The following is a 16,529-nucleotide window of genomic DNA, read 5'->3' as shown; positions in this document are numbered from 1 at the left end:
GCGGATCGTCTCAGCTGTAGATTTCGAACAGCCCGGCGCCGCCCTGGCCGCCGCCGATGCACATCGTCACCACGCCCCACTTGGCCTTGCGGCGCGCGCCTTCCTGCAGCAGGTGGCCGGTGAGACGGGCGCCGGTCATGCCGAAAGGATGGCCGATCGCGATCGAGCCGCCATTGACGTTGTACTTGGCGGGGTCGATGCCGAGCTGGTCGCGGCAGTACAGGCACTGGCTGGCGAAGGCTTCGTTGAGCTCCCACAGATCGATGTCGTCGACCTTGAGGCCGGTGCGCTTGAGCAGCTTCGGAATCGCGAACACCGGACCGATGCCCATCTCGTCTGGCTCGCAACCGGCGGTCGCCCAGGCGACGAAACGGCCGAGCGGCTTGAGGCCGCGCTTCTCGGCATCCTTGGCTTCCATCAGCACGACGGCGGCGGCGCCGTCCGAGAGCTGGCTGGCATTGCCGGCGGTGACGAACTTGCCGGGGCCCTTCACCGGCTCGAGTTTGGCGAGCCCCTCCAGCGTGGTCTCGGGGCGATTGCATTCGTCGCGGTCGACGACGTAATCGACGATCGACTCCGCCTTGGTCTGCTTGTCGACGACCTTCATCCTGGTCTTCATCGGGACGATCTCGTCCTTGTACTTGCCCGCCTGCTGCGATGCCGCCATGCGGCGCTGCGATTCGAGCGAGAACTCGTCCTGGTATTCGCGGCTGAGCTTGTAGCGCTCGGCGACGATGTCGGCGGTGTCGATCATCGCCATGAAGATATCAGGCGCGACCTTGAGCAATTCAGGATCGATCGATTCCTTCGGCGTGCCGCCGCCCGGCATCGAGATGCTCTCGACTCCGCCGGCGACGATGCAGTCGGCGCCGTCCGAGCGGATCGAGTTGGCGGCCATCGCGATGGTCTGCAGTCCCGAGGAGCAGAAACGGTTCACCGAGACGCCGGCCGTGGTCTTCGGCAGGCCCGCGAGCAGCGCGGCCTGACGGCCGATATTCGGCGCGCCATGGGCGCAATTGCCGAGATAGCAGTCCTCGACGTAATCCTTCTCGACGCCGGCGCGGTCGACCGCGTGATGAATGGCATGGGCCGCGAGCGACATCGGCGGCGTGATGTTGAACCCGCCGCGGCCTGACTTCGCGAGGCCCGTGCGCGCATAGGAAACGATGACGGCTTCACGCATGTGTTTTCTCCCTTGTCGAACGATTTGAACGGAGCGTCCTGACGCCATTGGTACACAAAGTTGGAAGGCTGAGGGAGAAATAAAATCGCCGCCTCCGGTAAGGAGGCGGCGATGTTCCGCGGGTCGGAATTTGGATGCGGGCGTCACTCTATCCGCTCGTCATGCCCGGGCTTGTCCCGGGCATCCACGTTCTTCGTTCCGCGAGCAAGGCGTGGATGGCCGGGTCAAGCCCGGCCATGACGAAGGTGAGAGTTGATCAGAACGTCAGCGCCTTGGCCTGCTTGACTTGCGGCAGTGCCTGCACCTTGGCGAGCAGATCCGGCGGCACCGCCCCGTCGACCTCGACCAGCGCGATGGCATCGCTGCCGGGCGCGACGCGGCCGAGATGGAAGGTCGCGATGTTGAGCTTGGCGTCGCCGAGCAGGCTCGCGAACCGGCCGATGAAGCCCGGCTTGTCCTCGTTGGTCACGTAGATCATCGATTTGCCGAACTCGGCATCGACGCGGATGCCCTTGATATCGACGAGGCGCGGCTTGCCGTCGGCATAGACCGTGCCCGAGACCGACCGCTCCTGCCGCTCGGTGGTGACCGTGACGGTGATCAGGCTTTCATAGTCGCTCTGGGCGGCACGGACGATCTCGTCCACCACCATGCCGCGCTCCTTGGCGACGACGGGCGCCGACACCACGTTGACCTCGCCCAGCATCGGCCGCAGCAGGCCCGACAGCACGGCGGAGGTGATCGCCTTGATCTTCATCTCGGCGACGTGGCCCTCATAGGTGATCTCGACCTTGAGGATGCCGCTCTCGGTGAGCTGGCCGGCAAACGAGCCGAGCTTCTCGGCGAGCGAGATGAACGGCTTCAGCTTCGGCGCCTCTTCCGCAGTGATCGAGGGGAAGTTGACCGCGTTCGAGATCGCGCCGGTGAGCAGGTAATCCGACATCTGCTCGGCGACCTGGAGCGCGACGTTCTCCTGCGCTTCCGTCGTGGAGGCGCCGAGATGCGGCGTGCAGATCACATTGGGATGGCCGAACAGCACGTTCTTGTTGGCGGGCTCCTCGACGAAGACGTCGAACGCGGCGCCGGCGATGTGCTTGGAATTGAGCGCATCGACCACCGCCTGCTCGTCGACGAGACCGCCGCGGGCGCAGTTGATCAGGCGCACGCCCTTCTTCATCTTGGCGATTGCGGCCCCATCGATGATGTTCTTCGTCTTCTCGGTCAGCGGTGTGTGCAGCGTGATGAAGTCGGCGCGCTTGAGCAGATCGTCGAGCTCGACCTTCTCGACGCCGATGTCCCTGGCGCGCTCGGGCGACAGGAACGGATCGAACGCGATCACCTTCATGCGCAGACCGAGCGCGCGGTCGGCCACGATCGAGCCGATATTGCCGCAGCCGACGACGCCGAGCACCTTGCCGGTGATCTCGACGCCCATGAAGCGGTTCTTCTCCCACTTGCCGGCCTGGGTCGAGGCGTCGGCCTGCGGGATCTCGCGGGCGAGCGCCAGCATCAGCGTGATGGCGTGCTCGGCAGTCGTGATCGAATTGCCGAACGGCGTGTTCATCACGATGATGCCCTTGGCCGTGGCGGCGGGGATCTCGACATTGTCGACGCCGATGCCGGCGCGGCCGATCACCTTGAGGTTGGTCGCCTTCTCCAGGATCTTGGCGGTCGCCTTGGTCGCGGAGCGGATTGCAAGGCCGTCATAGTTGCCGATGATCTCGGCGAGCTTGTCCTTGTCCTTGCCGAGGTTGGGCTGGAAGTCGACCTCGACGCCGCGGTCTTTGAAGATCTGCACGGCGGCGGGGGAGAGCGCGTCGGAAATGAGAACTTTGGGTTTGGTCATGGGGGGTGTTTTCCTTCACACCCTCCCCTGGAGGGGGAGGGTCGGCGCGAAGCGCCGGGGTGGGGTGAAGCTGCAACAAAGAAAATTGCCGGTGCGCCGTGTGGAGAGATCACCCCACCCCGCCGCACCTAACGGTGCGTCGACCCTCCCCCTCCAGGGGAGGGTAAGAACTCAGGCCGCCTTGGCGAGCGCGGCCTTGGTCTCGGCAAAGGCCCAATCGATCCACTGCGTCAGCAGCTCGACGTCCTTGGCCTCCACCGTGGCGCCGCACCAGATGCGCAGACCGGCCGGCGCGTCGCGGTAATAGGCGAAGTCGTAGCCGGCGCCTTCCTTCTCGACCAGCGCGACCAGCTTCTTGCTGAAGTCGGCCTGCGCGTCCTCGGAGAGCGAGGTGATGGCGGGATCGGTGAACTTCAGGCACACCGAGGTGTTGGAGCGGATCGCGGCATCCTTGGCCAGGAAGTCGATCCACGGCGTCTTCGCCTTCCAGTCGGCGAGCACCTTGGTGTTGGCGTCGGCACGCGCGATCAGCGCCTTGAGGCCGCCGATCGACTTGGCCCAGTTCAGCGCGTCCAAATAATCCTCGACGCAGAGCATCGACGGCGTGTTGATGGTCTCGCCGACGAAGATGCCTTCATTGATCTTGCCGCCCTTGGTCATGCGGAAGATCTTCGGCATCGGCCAGGCCGGCTTGTAGGTCTCGAGCCGCTCCACGGCGCGGGGCGAGAGGATCAGCATGCCGTGCGCAGCCTCGCCGCCGAGCGCCTTCTGCCAGGAGAAGGTGACCACGTCGAGCTTGGCCCAGTCGAGCGGCTGGGCGAATGCGGCCGACGTCGCGTCGCAGATGGTCAGGCCTTCGCGATCCGCCTTGATCCAGTCGGCGTTCGGCACGCGCACGCCAGAGGTGGTGCCGTTCCAGGTGAAGACGACGTCGCTCGCGGGATCGACCTTCGACAGATCGGGAATCTCACCGTAAGCCGCGTTCAGCTTGGCGACGTCCTTGAGCTTCAATTCCTTGACGATGTCACTGACCCAGCCTTCGCCGAAGGATTCCCAGGCGAGCGTGGTGACGGGCCGTGCACCGAGCAGCGACCACAGCGCCATCTCGACCGCGCCGGTATCGGATGCCGGCACGATCCCGATGCGGTAATCGGCGGGCACCTCGAGCACTTCGCGCGTCAGATCGATCGCGAGCTTGAGCTTGGTCTTGCCGACCTTCGCGCGATGCGAGCGGCCGAGCGCTGCGTCCTTGAGATTTTGTGCGTTCCAGCCGGGGCGCTTGGCGCAGGGGCCGGAGGAGAAATGCGGCACGTTCGGCCGCGAAGCGGGCTTCGCTACAGTCATGATCTACCCTTCCAGATAGTAAGCCTCCCGTTGGGGGGAGGTGTCCCGCCGCGGCTGATACGGGAATCGGGAGGGGCAGTCAAGGAAGTTCCGGCGCCTCACGGCGGCTTGACGGTGATTCCGCTGCGATACCAGGGGATTCAACGACGGCGAGCGCATTGAGCAAGTCCGTGGCTTCACTGATCAATTGCGCGGCCTTGCGGCGGCTGCCGACTTTCAAAATGCACTGGTCATTAGCCTGCACGACATAGTCGTTGCCGACCTTGACCATCGAATAGCTTGTCATTGAAATCCCCGAACCGAGCCGAGCCCGGTGGCTAGATGCCGCCGTAGCACCGATCGTTCCTTCATCAACGTGAACGACCGACGGGTAGTTTACCGCCTCTTAACATGAACGAATGCGCGACCTGAATTTGCTGATTGCGCAAGGCCCGCAAGCAACTGGCTCAAAAGCGGACAGTCATGCCGACGTGGCTCGCTGTGAATCCGAGCCGTTTGTAGAATCGCTGCGCATCGACGCGCGTCTGATGCGTCAGCAGTTCGACCAGGCTGCAGCCGCGCGCCTTTGCTTCCGTGATTGCCCACTGCACCAAGCGCTCGCCGATCCCGCGGCTGCGACAATCAGTGGCAACCCGCACGTCTTCGAGAAGGCCGCGCACGCCGCCTTGCGAGCTGATGCCCGGCAGAACAGCGAGTTGCAGGCAGCCGACCACCCTGCCCTCGATCTCGGCCACCACGAGCGCCAGATTCGGATCACGCGCGACCCGCGCGAATGCGTCGTAATAGGCAGCGGGCAACGGATCCTCGACACGCTCGCGCCCGCGGCCGAGATGATCGTCGGCGAGCATCGCCACGATCGCGGGAACGTCGTCGCGGCGCGCTCGGCGAATGGAGACGGACTCGGCGCTCATGGCGAAAACTCCACGTCAGCGCGCCGGCGGAAGGCCGAGAAACGCTTCGACTTCGCCGATCCAGCGGCGGACGGAAGCATAACGGCCGAGGTCGAAGCCGCCTTCATGCGCCACGCGGGTATAGGCGAGCAGCGAGACATCGGCGAGTGAAACATCCTCGCCGGCGAAGAAGCTGCTGGCAGCCAGATGCTGCTCCATGCGGTCGAGCGCCGCATAGCCGCGCTTCACCTTCTCGGGATCCAGCTCGGACGCATCCTTGCCGAGATAGACGAGACCGAAGCGGCACACCGCGATATAGGGCTCGTGGCTGTACTGCTCCCAGAACAGCCATTCATCCATCTTGGCCGCAGCGAAGGCATCGCGCGGAACGAGCGCGCTGTCGCGGGCGAGATAGCGGATGATGGCATTGGATTGCGCCAGCGCGCGGCCGTCGTCGAAGGCGATCGTCGGCACCTGGCCGGCGCCGTTCATCCCAAGGAATTGCGGCGTGCGGGTCTCGCCCTTGCGGGTGTCGATCTCGATCCACTGATAGGGCAATGCGAGCTTGTCGCAGACCCACTTCACCTTGAGGCAATTGCCGGAATTGCTGTCGCCGTAGATCTTCATCGCTGCCGCCCCGCTTTGCAGCGACAGAGCATCAGGACGACGAAGCTGTGTCAACCGGCTGCGAACGCGGGCTTAGAATTTGTAGCCGGCACCCACGCGGAAATTGTTCAAGTTGACCGAGATGTTCTTGGCGTTCGAGAACCCGACATGCTCCCACTCGCCGCGGAGGATCAAGCAGTTGAGCAGAGCGTATTCGATACCGATGCCCGCCGTCCATCCGTAGATGAAGCTGTTCGCACGCCGCTCAGTCTGCGTCATCGTACCTGAATCGATGGTCGTGCGCGTCGTGACGCCGGTGTTCGGATCCGTAAAGTCGTCGTATTTCAGATACGACACCGTCGCGAACCTCGACACATCGACGCGTCCGATCGCAAGGCCGCCGAACGCATAAGGCATGAAGTCTCCGCCGGACCATCCAACCCGACCTCGGAAGGTCGCATAGTCCTTGAGCTGCAACGCGGCGCCGCCGCCGAGCGTCGTATCGTAGGTGTAGACGTGATTCGTAGGCGCGGTTTCACCTGGGATCAACCGCGTCATGGAATCGCTCGCGCTGCTCCCGTGATTGTTCATGTAGCTGTAGTTGGCTTCGACGCCCATCACGGCGTCATAGAACTGCCAATTGCGGCCGACATAGGCACCGAATCCCGTGCCCTGAACGTGGTTCTTCGGCAGCAGCGACCAACCACCAACCGGCGCCTGCAGGATGCTGTCGCGCAGCATGAAATCCGTCATCGATTTCGGGGCGCGGCTGAAGTCCATCTCGGACGTGGCGAAACCGAATTGACCACCGACATAGAAGCCTTCCCAATTGACTGAGGACTTCGACAGACCGTCGGTAAAGCCGCCGCGCAGAATCGGCAGGTCCGGCATGTCGGCCGCGTGCGCGGCAGACACCGTCCCCAACATCGCTGCCGCCAAGATCAGCCTACGCATCGCAACGCTCCATCGGACTCGAACTGTTGCGATGATCATCGCCTGTTAACCTTAACCAATGGTTGCGCCGGCCGCCTTCGTCGCGACCAGGCCATGAAAAATCCGCAAAGCAAAACGGCGCGGGATGATCCCGCGCCGTTAAGAAGTCCTAACCGATCGAAGTTTCGATCAGCCCTTGGTGACCAGCGGCGGCGGCATGTAGGCCGGCGGGCTGTTGAGATCCCAGCGGACGCCGATCTTGACGTCGTGCGAGGTGATGTCCCTGATCTTGATCGACGTCGGGCCCGAGGCGCTGTTGTCGAACAAGCGGTAGTTGCCGGGCGCCGCGTCGCCGAGGTTCATGTAGCTGTAGGCGAGTTCGACGGTGAACCCGGGATTGACCTTGTAGGCGAGACCGGCGTGAGCGGCCCAGGCGAGGTTCCACTTTCCGTGGTCGCCGAAGTAGGCAACGCTGTTGTTGAGCAGCGGGTTGTAGGACACGCCGTCGTCGCGGAAGCCGCTGATCTTGTTGTAGGAGCCACCGACACCCGCGCCGATGAACGGGGTGATGCACCACCAGGTGCCGAGATCGACATAGGCGTTGGCCATGACGACCCACTCGGACTTGCTGCCGCTGTAATTGTTGACGCCGACGAAGCCGGGTCCAACCACGTTGTCGCTGCCGTGCAAGTTAGCCTTGCCGCGGTACTGGCCGATCACGTCGGCACGAAACCAGTTGTTGAAGCGGTAGCCGGCGCCGAGGCCAAACAGCGGCGAAGAGTCAAAGCCGACGCCCTCGGTTGTCTTCGAAAATCCAGCCGGCAGGGCGCTCTCGATGCGCTTGGCGCTCTGGTTGGTCATGCCGATATCGCCACGGAGATACCAGCCGCCAAAATCGGCGGGCGGAGCCGGCGGCGCGTACATGGGAGGGGGCGCCGCGATCGGCATATCGGCGGCGAACGCCATCGACGAGATCAGGGTTGCCGCACCCGCGGCAAGGAGAGACTTAACGCTACGCATTGGCTTCGTCCTTTTGGCCGGTGAGGCAAATACGCAGGCCTCACGTTCTGGAAACTCACGGAGGGACGATGCCAGCAAATGTTTAAGCGCCACTTAACCCTAATTTTTAAGGTTGATTTTTTCTCACCTCACACGCGGATGCGGCTGGAGCGTTGCAAAAATGCGGCGGTCGCGCGCCGCAATTGCTAACGATTGATGAAGCCGCAATGCAGCGAAGCAGGATTTGTTAACGGGTGTGCCGGGGCAGCCTGGGCAGAAACACCGCAAGCAGGCCGATCGCCGGCAGATAGGCGCAGACCTGGTAGACGAACTCGATCGAGGTGTGATCGGCGAGCTTGCCGAGCACGGCAGCTCCCAGCCCCCCGATGCCGAAGGCGACGCCGAAGAACACGCCGGAGATCATGCCGAAGCGATGTGGCACCAGCTCCTGCGCGAACACGATGATCGACGACGTCGTCGAGGAGATGATCAAGCCGATGACGACTGACAGCACAGCGCTCGCAGCGAGCCCGGCATAGGGCAGCGCCAGCGTGAACGGCAACGCGCCCAGGATCGAAATCCAGATCACGATCTTGCGGCCGAAACGATCGCCCAAGGGACCTCCCAGAAACGCGCCGACCGCGTTCGCCGCGAGGAAGATGAAGAGATACATCTGCGCCGCCTGCGTGGAGACGCCGAAGCGGTCGATCAGATAGAAGATATAGTAGCTCGACAGGCTCGACACGTAGAGCTGCTTTGAGAACAGCAGCGCGACCAGAACGAGCAGCGCAACGGCGACGCGTCGCGGGCTCGGCGCGTCGGGATGGGACTGAAGCGCCACCGACTTCTTCGCCTTGATCTGCGGCGCATACCAGCGGCCGATGCGCCAGAGGATGAGGATCGCCAGGAACGCGATCGAGGAGAACCAGGCGATGCTGCCCTGCCCGAACGGCACGACGATCAGCGCCGCCAGCACCGGTCCCATCGAGGTGCCGAAACTGCCGCCGAGCTGGAACACCGATTGCGCAAAACCGTAGCGACCGCCGGAGGCGAGCCGCGCGATGCGTGCGGACTCCGGGTGAAACACCGCAGAGCCGAGACCGACCAGCGCGGCCGCAACGAGAATGACGAGATATTGATGCGCGGCGCTGAGCAGCAAGAGGCCGAAGAAGGTCGAGGCCATGCCGATCGCCAGCGAATAGGGCTGCGCCTTCTTGTCGGTGTAGTGCCCGACCACCGGCTGCAGCAGCGAGGCGGTGAACTGGAAGGCCAGCGTGATCATGCCGATCTGCGCGAAGTCGAGCGCGTAGGTGTCCTTCAGGATCGGATACACCGACGCGATCAACGACTGCATGGTATCGTTGAGGAAGTGCGAGACGCTGATGCCGGCGAGCACGACATAGGCCGGCCCTGCCGCCTTGGCGGCGGGTGCCACGTCAGCGACGACGACCGGCTCGGTCAGCGTTTCCTCGGAGACGACGACAGGCTTGTTCAATGCAACGATCCCGGCGCGGCAGATTGCCGCGACGTGCTGATTACGATGCAAGCGGCGGCCAGGCCACCGCCAATCGCTGATGGCTGGGATGCGTGTCTACCCTCTCCATGAGTCCAGTATCACGTGGGCAAAGGCGCTCTTGCGTACGATACTGCCCGCGGGGTGCGATCACCTCACCCCGCTCGCGCTTGAAAAACCTTACGCCGCCGCCTGGCCCAGCGCGGAGACGATGGTGTCGACGACATCCTCGACCAGGACCCGGTCTTCGCCTTCACCCATGACGCGGATCACCGGCTCGGTACCGGAGGAGCGGATCAGCAGACGGCCGTGGCCGTTGAGGCGATTTTCGCCGTCGGAGATCGCGGACTTCACCTGGGAATCGTCGAGCGGCTTGCCGCCCTTGTGGCGGACGTTCTTGAGGATCTGCGGCAGCGGATCGAAGCGGTGGCAGACCTCGGAGACGGGGCGGCGCAGCTTCTGCACCACCGCCAGCACCTGCAGGGCGGCAACGAAGCCGTCGCCGGTGGTGGCGTAGTCGGACAGGATGATGTGGCCGGACTGCTCGCCGCCGAGATTGTAGCCGCCGTTCAGCATCTGCTCGAGCACGTAGCGGTCGCCGACCGGCGTGCGCACGAGATCGATCCCCTGCCCTTTCAGGAAGCGCTCGAGGCCGAGATTGGACATCACGGTGGCGACGATGCCCGGACGCGACAGCCGGCCGTCTTCCTTCCAGCTCTGCGCGATCACAGCGAGCAACTGGTCGCCGTCCACGACATGTCCGCGCTCGTCGACCAGGATGACGCGGTCGGCGTCGCCGTCGAGCGCAATGCCGATGTCGGCGCGCATCTCGCGCACCTTCTTCGACAGCGCTTCCGGCGAGGTGGAGCCGCAATCCTTGTTGATGTTGAAGCCGTCGGGCTCGACGCCGATCGGCACCACGTCGGCGCCCAGCTCCCACAGCGCTTCCGGCACCACCTTGTAGGCCGCGCCGTTGGCGCAATCGATCACGACGCGCAGGCCATCGAGCGAGAGATCGCGCGGCAGGGTGCGCTTGGCGAATTCGATGTAGCGGTCATGCACGCCGTCGATGCGGCGGGCGCGCCCCAGGCTCGCACTCTGTGCGAGCCGCTTGTCGATGGGCTCGTCGAGCAGCTGCTCGATCTGCCGCTCGACGTCGTCGGAGAGCTTGAAGCCCTGCGGCCCGAACAGCTTGATGCCGTTGTCCTCGAACAGATTGTGCGAGGCCGAGATCATCACGCCGAGATCGGCCCGCATCGACTTGGTCAGCATCGCGACCGCCGGCGTCGGCATCGGGCCGACCAGCAGCACGTCCATGCCGACCGAGGTGAAGCCCGCGACCATGGCGTATTCGATCATGTAGCCGGACAGGCGGGTGTCCTTGCCGATCACGACCCGGTGGCGGTGATCACCGCGCTGGAATGCAAGGCCTGCGGCCTGACCGACCTTGAGCGCGAGCTCCGGCGTGATCAGTCCGTTGGCGCGGCCCCGTATCCCGTCGGTCCCGAAATATTTGCGGCTCATATCGTCCCCCAAGCAACAACCAGGGGATCCCCTCTACAACCACGGGCTGCCCGAACGGGGCCCGCATCCCTGATTTGCTGGGGCCTATATAATGCCTGTGCGGCTAACTTGGCTTCAAAAAATATGATGAATCGTTACGGAACCGGGGCTGCCACCGGCGCGATAACGTCTTGTTAACATTATATTTCCTGCCCATCGCGCCGAAACAGCGCGGAACCCGCTAATCGCTGCGCTTCACATGGCCATCCCCGCGGCTCGGCGCCGGCTGGGTGACGTTGACGGGATCGGACCCCGGAAAGGTCTCCTCCAACCCCTCTTCCAGCGCAGCCTCGAGATCGCGCTTTTCCTTGATCTCTTCCGGGGAAGGTTGAGCGTGCGGCCTCGTCATGGCGCTCTCCTGCAAAACGTTCTGCAAACGATTTGGCTGTGCATCCAACCATGCTAGATGACCTCGAAATCTTCCGATGCAAGACTTCCGAGTGAGACGGGCCGGGGAAACGAGCATGAAGCATATTACCTGTATCGACGATCTTCGCGCCCTGCATAAGCGCCGCGTGCCGAAGGCGTTCTTCGACTATTGCGACCGCGGCTCCTATGCCGAGGAAACGCTGCGCGCCAACCGCGAGGACATGCAGGCGATCAAGTTCCGCCAGCGCATCCTGGTCGACGTCTCCAAGCGCGACACCTCGACCACGATCCTCGGCGAGCCCTCGACCATGCCGCTGATGCTGGCCCCCGTGGGCCTGCTCGGCATGCAGCATGGTGACGGCGAGATCCACGCCTGTCGCGCCGCGCAGGCCGCCGGTATCCCGTTCACGCAATCGACCATGTCGATCTGCTCGATCGAGGACATCGCGGCCAATGTCGAGAAGCCGTTCTGGTTCCAGCTCTACGTCATGAAGGACCGCGGCTTCATCAAGGAATTGATCGAGCGCGCGATCGCGGCCAAGTGCAGCGCGCTCGTGCTCACCGTCGACCTCCAGGTGATCGGTCAGCGCCATGCCGACATCAAGAACGGCATGACGGTGCCCCCCGAATGGTCGCTGTCGAAGCTGCTGGATTTCGCCAGCAAGCCGACCTGGGTCTCCGGTGTGCTGCAAGGCAAGCGCCGCACCTTCGGCAATATCGCAGGTCACGTGAAGAACACCGAGGATCTCAACCGCCTTGCCGAATGGACGGCCTCACAGTTCGATACGTCCCTGAACTGGAAGGACGTCGAGTGGGTCCGCAGCATCTGGCCGGGCAAGCTCGTCATCAAGGGCATCCTCGACGTCGAGGATGCCGAGGAGGCCGTCAAGACCGGGGCGCAGGCCCTCGTCGTCTCCAACCATGGCGGCCGTCAGCTCGACGGCGCGCCCTCCTCGATCGAGGTGCTCCCCGAGATCGCCGACGCGGTCGGTGACCGGATGGAGATCATGTTCGACGGCGGCATCCGCTCCGGCCAGGACGTGATGCGCGCGCTCGCGCTCGGCGCGAAGTCCTGCATGCTGGGCCGCGCCTATGCCTACGGCCTTGGCGCCGGCGGCCAGGCCGGCGTCGCCAAGGCGATCGACATCATCCAGAAAGAGCTGCTCACCACCATGGGCCTGTGCGGCGTCAACCGGATCGACGAGATCGACGATCATGTGATTGCGATGTGAGGATTGAGGCGCGAAAGGCCCGCCTCGACACCACTGTCGTCCCGGATCCGCGCTGGCGCTTGTCCGGGACGACGGCAGAGATCGGGGCGCGTGTGCGCGCTACACCCGCTCCTGCTCACATCGGCGGCGTCAGGCCGTCACGGCCGACGCTGACGCGGTTGGTCTCGAACGAGCCGTCCGGCAATTGCTTCATGAAGGCGATGACCTTGGCGCCGGCCTTCAACTCGGATTTGTCGCCGGGCACGAAGGTCACCACCGGCGTGTTGTCGGCCACGAACACCTTCTTCTCGCCGTCCTTGTACTTGACCAGCAGCGTATGGCCGTCATTGCCGACGACGCTTTCCGCCACCGTCGCATTGGTCATGCTGGAGTTGGGCTTGAGATCATAGGGTCGCGAGCCCTCGCCGGTGCCGCGCATGCTCTCCGGAAACACATGCACCTCGACGGCGTTCTGGCCGCCGTCCGGCCCCGGCACCGTGGTCGCGCCGATGAACGAACCCGGCTTGATGTCGGCGAGCGAGATCCTGGTAATGCCCGAGACGTTCACGTCAGGAGCGATACGCAGCTTGACGTCCTCGCCGCTGCGCGACTTCACCTGCATGATGTCGCCATTGACGGCTTCGATGGTGCCGCGCACGCGCGTCGGCACCGGCGCCTTCTGGGCGAAGGCGCAGTAAGTCGAGACGGCCACCATCGCGACGGCGATCAGCGGACGTGTGAAAGTTGCACGTTGAACAGACATGACGGTCTCCGATTGTCCCCACGGATAGAGAACTCCGAGACACCGTGCGCTATTCTCTCAAGTCTTTGTGAGATCGGCCTCGACCAATGCGCGCAGCTCGGCCGTGACCTCAGGCCGCCGGCCGAACCACAGCTCGAAGCCGCGTACCGCCTGATGCAGCAGCATGCCGAGCCCGTCGGCGGTCCTCAGGCCACGCGCCGCGGCGGCGGCGAGCAGCGGCGTCACCAGCGGGACATAGACGAGGTCGGCAACGACCGCCGCCGGCGGCAGGCGTGCGACATCAACATCGAGTGATGGTTGGCCATGCATGCCGAGCGAGGTCGTGTTCACGAGAAGTTTTGCGCGCGGCAGCACATCGTCGATGCCGTCCCACGGCAGCGGATGCACGCTTGGCCCGAACTGCCTTGCCAGCGCCTCGGCCCGCGCGAGGGTACGGTTGGCAAGATGGACGCGTTTGATGCCGCGGTCGAGCAACCCGAATATGACCGCACGCGAGGAACCGCCGGCGCCGAGCACCAGCACCTCCTCGGCCGCTCCCCAGCCGGGCGCGCTGGCGTCGAGATTGTTGATAAAGCCTTCGACATCGGTGTTGGTCGAGCGCAGCTCGCCGTCGGCAAACCACAGCGTGTTGGCCGCGCCCACCGCCTTTGCACGGGCATCGGGCGTCGACAGCGCCAGCACGCCCTCCTTGTGCGGAATGGTGACGTTGGCGCCGACGAAGCCGCGCAACGACAGCCGCAGCACGAAATCGCGCAAGTCGTCGGGCGGCACCGCCTCGATGACGTAGCCGCCTTCAATGCCCAGCGTGCGCAGCCAGTAATGATGGATCAGCGGCGAGCGCGAATGCGCGGCGGGCCATCCGATCAGACAGGCTGCAGGAGCTTTGGGCGCGGTCATCTTTCCCTCGAGGGTCGTGTTCCCGAGGCGATCCATTTCGTGTCGCGCCCGGCCTGTCAAGCGCGGTGGCGGCGGGAGGTGCCTGCCGTCAACTCGCAGCCGCCTCCTCGCCCGCGCCGCCCTTGATGTCGGCAATCGCGCGCTCGAGGGTCGTGCGATAGCGCGCGCGCGGCGGGGTCACACCATGGGTGAGCAGCGCCCTGCGGACCGTGGGCGAAGCCCCCGTGATGAACAGCCGGATGCCCTGGCGGTGCGCCTTGGCGGCGACGCGGCCGAGCACGTTGGCCGCCGTGGAGTCCAGGAACGGCACCGCGGAGAAATCGACCACGAAGGCCTTGCGTTTGTCGGCGACCCCGTCGAGCACCCCTCCGATCGCGGAGGCCGCGCCGAAGAAGAACGCACCGGTGATGCGATAGACCAGCACGTCGCGATCGACCGCAAGCGCAGGATCGTAGGGCACGCGATCGCCATTGCCGTCGTCGGGACGATCACCGGCGACCAGTGGAGAGCGCTCCTCGATGCCCGTCATCTCCGCCATGCGATGGATGAACAGCACCGCGCCGAGCGCGAAGCCGACCAGGATGCCCTCGGTCAGATCGCGGAAGATCGTCAGCAGGAACGTCGCGAGCAGCACGACGGCGTCGCCCCATGACGAGCGCAGCAGCGTCGCGAATTCGTGCTTCTCCGCCATGGTCCAGGCCACCACGACCAGCACCGAGGCAAGCGCGGCGAGCGGGATGTAGCTCGCGAGCGGCGCCGCGATCAGCATGAACAGCAACAGGAAGACGGAATGCAGCATGCCCGCGAGCGGCCCGCGCGCGCCGGCACGGATGTTGGTCGCGGTGCGCGCGATCAGTCCGGTGACGCAAATGCCGCCGAACAGCGCGGAGCCGATATTGGCGGCGCCTTGCGCCACGAGCTCGCAATTGGAGCGGTGGCGGCGCCCGGTCATGCCGTCGGCGACCACCGCGGACAGCAACGATTCGATCGCGGCCAGCAGCGCGAACGCGATCGCATCCGGCAGCACGGCGCTCGCCTTCGCGATCGAGAACGCCGGCAAGGCTGGCGACGGCAATTCGCGCGGAATGCCGCCGAAACGCGAGCCGATGGTCTCGACCGGGAGCGAGAACACCGCACATATGACAGCCGCGAACACGACGGCGATCAGGATGCCAGGCCAGGACGGCCGCCACCGGCGCAAAATCGCGATGATGGCGACGCTGACGATGGCGACCGCGACGGCTGAGGGATTGACGGTATTGATGCCACCGGCGAGCGCAACGAGCTTCGGCACGAATTCGCTCGGCTCTTTCCCGGCGAGCGTGATGCCTGCGAGATCGCGGAGCTGGCTGGCGAAGATGATCACGGCGATGCCGGCGGTGAAGCCGACCGTCACCGGATAGGGAATGAACTTGATGTAGGTCCCGATCCGCAGCAGGCCCGCGGCGATCAGAAACAGGCCCGCCATCATGGTGGCGAGAATGACGCCGTCGACGCCGTGGCGCTCCGCGGTCGCTGCGACCAATACGATGAACGCGCCGGCAGGTCCGCCGATCTGAAACCGGCTGCCGCCGAGCAGCGAGGCGATGAAGCCGCCGACGACGGCGGTGTAGAGGCCGCGGTCCGGCGTCACGCCCGAGGCGATCGCGATCGCCATCGACAGCGGCAGTGCCACGATCGCAACGGTCAGGCCCGCGAAGACGTCGGCGCGGAAATCCGCAAGGCCGTAGCCCTCCCGCCAGACGGTGACGAGCTTGGGCAGATACAATTCGGCAAAGGTCGGCTGACGCAGCTGATGCAGCCGGCTGGCGTGATCGCTTGTGATGCTCATCTCGGCAAAGTGCTCCGCTGCCCCACGATGCTCCAAAACATCGTGCGCGTCCCTGTTGCCGAGGTGCGACGATGCACTAGCCCATCTTGATCCCGAGCACGATCAACGTCCCGATCATGCCCCGACGCGGCGCGGCGGCCCGGGCTCCTTCAAGCGAACGCCACGCCCGCCGCTGTCGCTGCGGACCTGCTCGCCGATGAGCTCGACGCCGGCCCGGTCGAACGCCTCGACCACCTTGATCAGGGTCTCGACCACGCCACGCACGTTGCCGGTGCTGGCCTCCATCCGCTGGATGGTCGGCAACGAAACGCCGGCGAGCTCGGCCAGGGTTTTCTGGTCAATGCCGAGCAGCGCGCGGGCTGCCCGCATTTGAAACGAGGTAATCACCTTGGCCTCACGTATGAGATAGTATAAGTGATATCCTAAACATATACAATGATGTAAAATACATCATCTTACGACGAATGCAAGCGCCTCCTCCGTCATTGCGAGCGCAGCGAAGCAATCCAGAATTCCTCCCCGGAAAGACCCTGGATTGCTTCGCTGCGCTCGCAATGACGCTTGGAGAAACCGCAGCCTTA

At 64.5% G+C, this 16,529-nt stretch carries 16 protein-coding genes; 1 reads left to right on the top strand and 15 read right to left on the bottom strand.

What is annotated here, in order from left to right:
• Nucleotides 1-10 precede the first annotated feature (10 nt).
• The 11 genes from RX330_RS06145 to RX330_RS06095 form a co-directional block, all read right to left on the bottom strand.
• Entirely contained in the window at nucleotides 11-1,183 is a 1,173-nt protein-coding gene (locus tag RX330_RS06145) for a thiolase family protein (RefSeq protein ID WP_212080412.1), read from the bottom strand.
• A gap of 256 nt (nucleotides 1,184-1,439) precedes the next feature.
• Nucleotides 1,440-3,029 carry a phosphoglycerate dehydrogenase gene (gene serA / locus RX330_RS06140; RefSeq protein WP_212080410.1) on the bottom strand — a complete coding sequence of 530 codons (1,590 nt, stop codon included), beginning with the start codon at nucleotides 3,027-3,029 and terminating at the stop codon, nucleotides 1,440-1,442.
• A gap of 171 nt (nucleotides 3,030-3,200) precedes the next feature.
• Entirely contained in the window at nucleotides 3,201-4,373 is a 1,173-nt protein-coding gene (locus tag RX330_RS06135; RefSeq protein WP_317242397.1) for a phosphoserine transaminase, read from the bottom strand.
• A 79-nt stretch (nucleotides 4,374-4,452) separates the two neighbouring features.
• Complete coding sequence (locus RX330_RS06130) at nucleotides 4,453-4,659, bottom strand: hypothetical protein (protein ID WP_212080406.1); 207 nt, start codon at nucleotides 4,657-4,659, stop codon at nucleotides 4,453-4,455.
• Nucleotides 4,660-4,819: 160 nt separating this feature from the next.
• Entirely contained in the window at nucleotides 4,820-5,284 is a 465-nt protein-coding gene (locus RX330_RS06125) for a GNAT family N-acetyltransferase (RefSeq protein WP_317242396.1), read from the bottom strand.
• 15 nt (nucleotides 5,285-5,299) lie between these two features.
• Nucleotides 5,300-5,890, bottom strand: coding sequence for a glutathione S-transferase family protein (locus RX330_RS06120; RefSeq protein WP_317242395.1), 591 nt, complete (start codon nucleotides 5,888-5,890; stop codon nucleotides 5,300-5,302).
• 72 nt (nucleotides 5,891-5,962) lie between these two features.
• Nucleotides 5,963-6,823 carry an outer membrane protein gene (locus RX330_RS06115; RefSeq protein ID WP_317242394.1) on the bottom strand — a complete coding sequence of 287 codons (861 nt, stop codon included), beginning with the start codon at nucleotides 6,821-6,823 and terminating at the stop codon, nucleotides 5,963-5,965.
• 168 nt (nucleotides 6,824-6,991) lie between these two features.
• Nucleotides 6,992-7,822: an outer membrane protein gene (locus tag RX330_RS06110; RefSeq protein ID WP_317242393.1), complete on the bottom strand. Its 831-nt coding sequence runs from the start codon at nucleotides 7,820-7,822 to the stop codon at nucleotides 6,992-6,994.
• A gap of 226 nt (nucleotides 7,823-8,048) precedes the next feature.
• Nucleotides 8,049-9,296: an MFS transporter gene (locus RX330_RS06105; RefSeq protein ID WP_212080398.1), complete on the bottom strand. Its 1,248-nt coding sequence runs from the start codon at nucleotides 9,294-9,296 to the stop codon at nucleotides 8,049-8,051.
• 198 nt (nucleotides 9,297-9,494) lie between these two features.
• Nucleotides 9,495-10,838, bottom strand: a complete 1,344-nt coding sequence (gene glmM, locus RX330_RS06100) for a phosphoglucosamine mutase (protein WP_212080396.1) — start codon at nucleotides 10,836-10,838, stop codon at nucleotides 9,495-9,497.
• 220 nt (nucleotides 10,839-11,058) lie between these two features.
• A complete protein-coding gene (locus tag RX330_RS06095) occupies nucleotides 11,059-11,226 on the bottom strand; it encodes a hypothetical protein (protein WP_212080394.1) in 168 nt (55 codons plus the stop codon).
• A 115-nt stretch (nucleotides 11,227-11,341) separates the two neighbouring features.
• On the opposite strand from RX330_RS06095, the gene RX330_RS06090 reads away from it, so the two are divergent.
• Nucleotides 11,342-12,478 carry an alpha-hydroxy acid oxidase gene (locus RX330_RS06090; RefSeq protein WP_212080392.1) on the top strand — a complete coding sequence of 379 codons (1,137 nt, stop codon included), beginning with the start codon at nucleotides 11,342-11,344 and terminating at the stop codon, nucleotides 12,476-12,478.
• 115 nt (nucleotides 12,479-12,593) lie between these two features.
• On the opposite strand, the gene RX330_RS06085 is transcribed toward RX330_RS06090, so the two are convergent.
• The 4 genes from RX330_RS06085 to RX330_RS06070 all read right to left on the bottom strand — a co-directional run bounded on the left by RX330_RS06085 (nucleotide 12,594) and on the right by RX330_RS06070 (nucleotide 16,335).
• Nucleotides 12,594-13,220, bottom strand: a complete 627-nt coding sequence (locus tag RX330_RS06085; protein WP_317242392.1) for a hypothetical protein — start codon at nucleotides 13,218-13,220, stop codon at nucleotides 12,594-12,596.
• A gap of 57 nt (nucleotides 13,221-13,277) precedes the next feature.
• On the bottom strand, nucleotides 13,278-14,117 hold the full coding sequence (locus RX330_RS06080; protein ID WP_317242391.1) for a shikimate dehydrogenase: 840 nt from the start codon (nucleotides 14,115-14,117) through the stop codon (nucleotides 13,278-13,280).
• Nucleotides 14,118-14,205: 88 nt separating this feature from the next.
• Nucleotides 14,206-15,948 carry a SulP family inorganic anion transporter gene (locus RX330_RS06075; RefSeq protein WP_317242390.1) on the bottom strand — a complete coding sequence of 581 codons (1,743 nt, stop codon included), beginning with the start codon at nucleotides 15,946-15,948 and terminating at the stop codon, nucleotides 14,206-14,208.
• Nucleotides 15,949-16,062: 114 nt separating this feature from the next.
• Nucleotides 16,063-16,335 (bottom strand): helix-turn-helix domain-containing protein, encoded by a 273-nt coding sequence (locus RX330_RS06070; protein ID WP_026201995.1) that lies wholly within the window; start codon nucleotides 16,333-16,335, stop codon nucleotides 16,063-16,065.
• Nucleotides 16,336-16,529: the final 194 nt, after the last annotated feature.

The organism is Bradyrhizobium sp. NDS-1 (genome assembly GCF_032918005.1).
GTDB lineage: Bacteria > Pseudomonadota > Alphaproteobacteria > Rhizobiales > Xanthobacteraceae > Bradyrhizobium > Bradyrhizobium tunisiense.
The sequence above is the reverse complement of the archived record's forward strand: the minus strand, read 5'-3'. Positions and strand labels throughout refer to the sequence as shown.

What these genes read in the sequence shown, in the direction of transcription:
- RX330_RS06120 (WP_317242395.1), bottom strand. Translation starts at nt 5,890, where the DNA reads ATGAAGATCTACGGCGACAGCAATTCCGGCAATTGCCTCAAGGTGAAG.
- RX330_RS06115 (WP_317242394.1), bottom strand. Translation starts at nt 6,823, where the DNA reads ATGCGTAGGCTGATCTTGGCGGCAGCGATGTTGGGGACGGTGTCTGCC.
- serA (WP_212080410.1), bottom strand. Translation starts at nt 3,029, where the DNA reads ATGACCAAACCCAAAGTTCTCATTTCCGACGCGCTCTCCCCCGCCGCC.
- RX330_RS06095 (WP_212080394.1), bottom strand. Translation starts at nt 11,226, where the DNA reads ATGACGAGGCCGCACGCTCAACCTTCCCCGGAAGAGATCAAGGAAAAG.
- RX330_RS06125 (WP_317242396.1), bottom strand. Translation starts at nt 5,284, where the DNA reads ATGAGCGCCGAGTCCGTCTCCATTCGCCGAGCGCGCCGCGACGACGTT.
- RX330_RS06090 (WP_212080392.1), top strand. Translation starts at nt 11,342, where the DNA reads ATGAAGCATATTACCTGTATCGACGATCTTCGCGCCCTGCATAAGCGC.
- RX330_RS06085 (WP_317242392.1), bottom strand. Translation starts at nt 13,220, where the DNA reads ATGTCTGTTCAACGTGCAACTTTCACACGTCCGCTGATCGCCGTCGCG.
- RX330_RS06135 (WP_317242397.1), bottom strand. Translation starts at nt 4,373, where the DNA reads ATGACTGTAGCGAAGCCCGCTTCGCGGCCGAACGTGCCGCATTTCTCC.
- RX330_RS06145 (WP_212080412.1), bottom strand. Translation starts at nt 1,183, where the DNA reads ATGCGTGAAGCCGTCATCGTTTCCTATGCGCGCACGGGCCTCGCGAAG.
- RX330_RS06075 (WP_317242390.1), bottom strand. Translation starts at nt 15,948, where the DNA reads ATGAGCATCACAAGCGATCACGCCAGCCGGCTGCATCAGCTGCGTCAG.
- glmM (WP_212080396.1), bottom strand. Translation starts at nt 10,838, where the DNA reads ATGAGCCGCAAATATTTCGGGACCGACGGGATACGGGGCCGCGCCAAC.
- RX330_RS06080 (WP_317242391.1), bottom strand. Translation starts at nt 14,117, where the DNA reads ATGACCGCGCCCAAAGCTCCTGCAGCCTGTCTGATCGGATGGCCCGCC.
- RX330_RS06130 (WP_212080406.1), bottom strand. Translation starts at nt 4,659, where the DNA reads ATGACAAGCTATTCGATGGTCAAGGTCGGCAACGACTATGTCGTGCAG.
- RX330_RS06110 (WP_317242393.1), bottom strand. Translation starts at nt 7,822, where the DNA reads ATGCGTAGCGTTAAGTCTCTCCTTGCCGCGGGTGCGGCAACCCTGATC.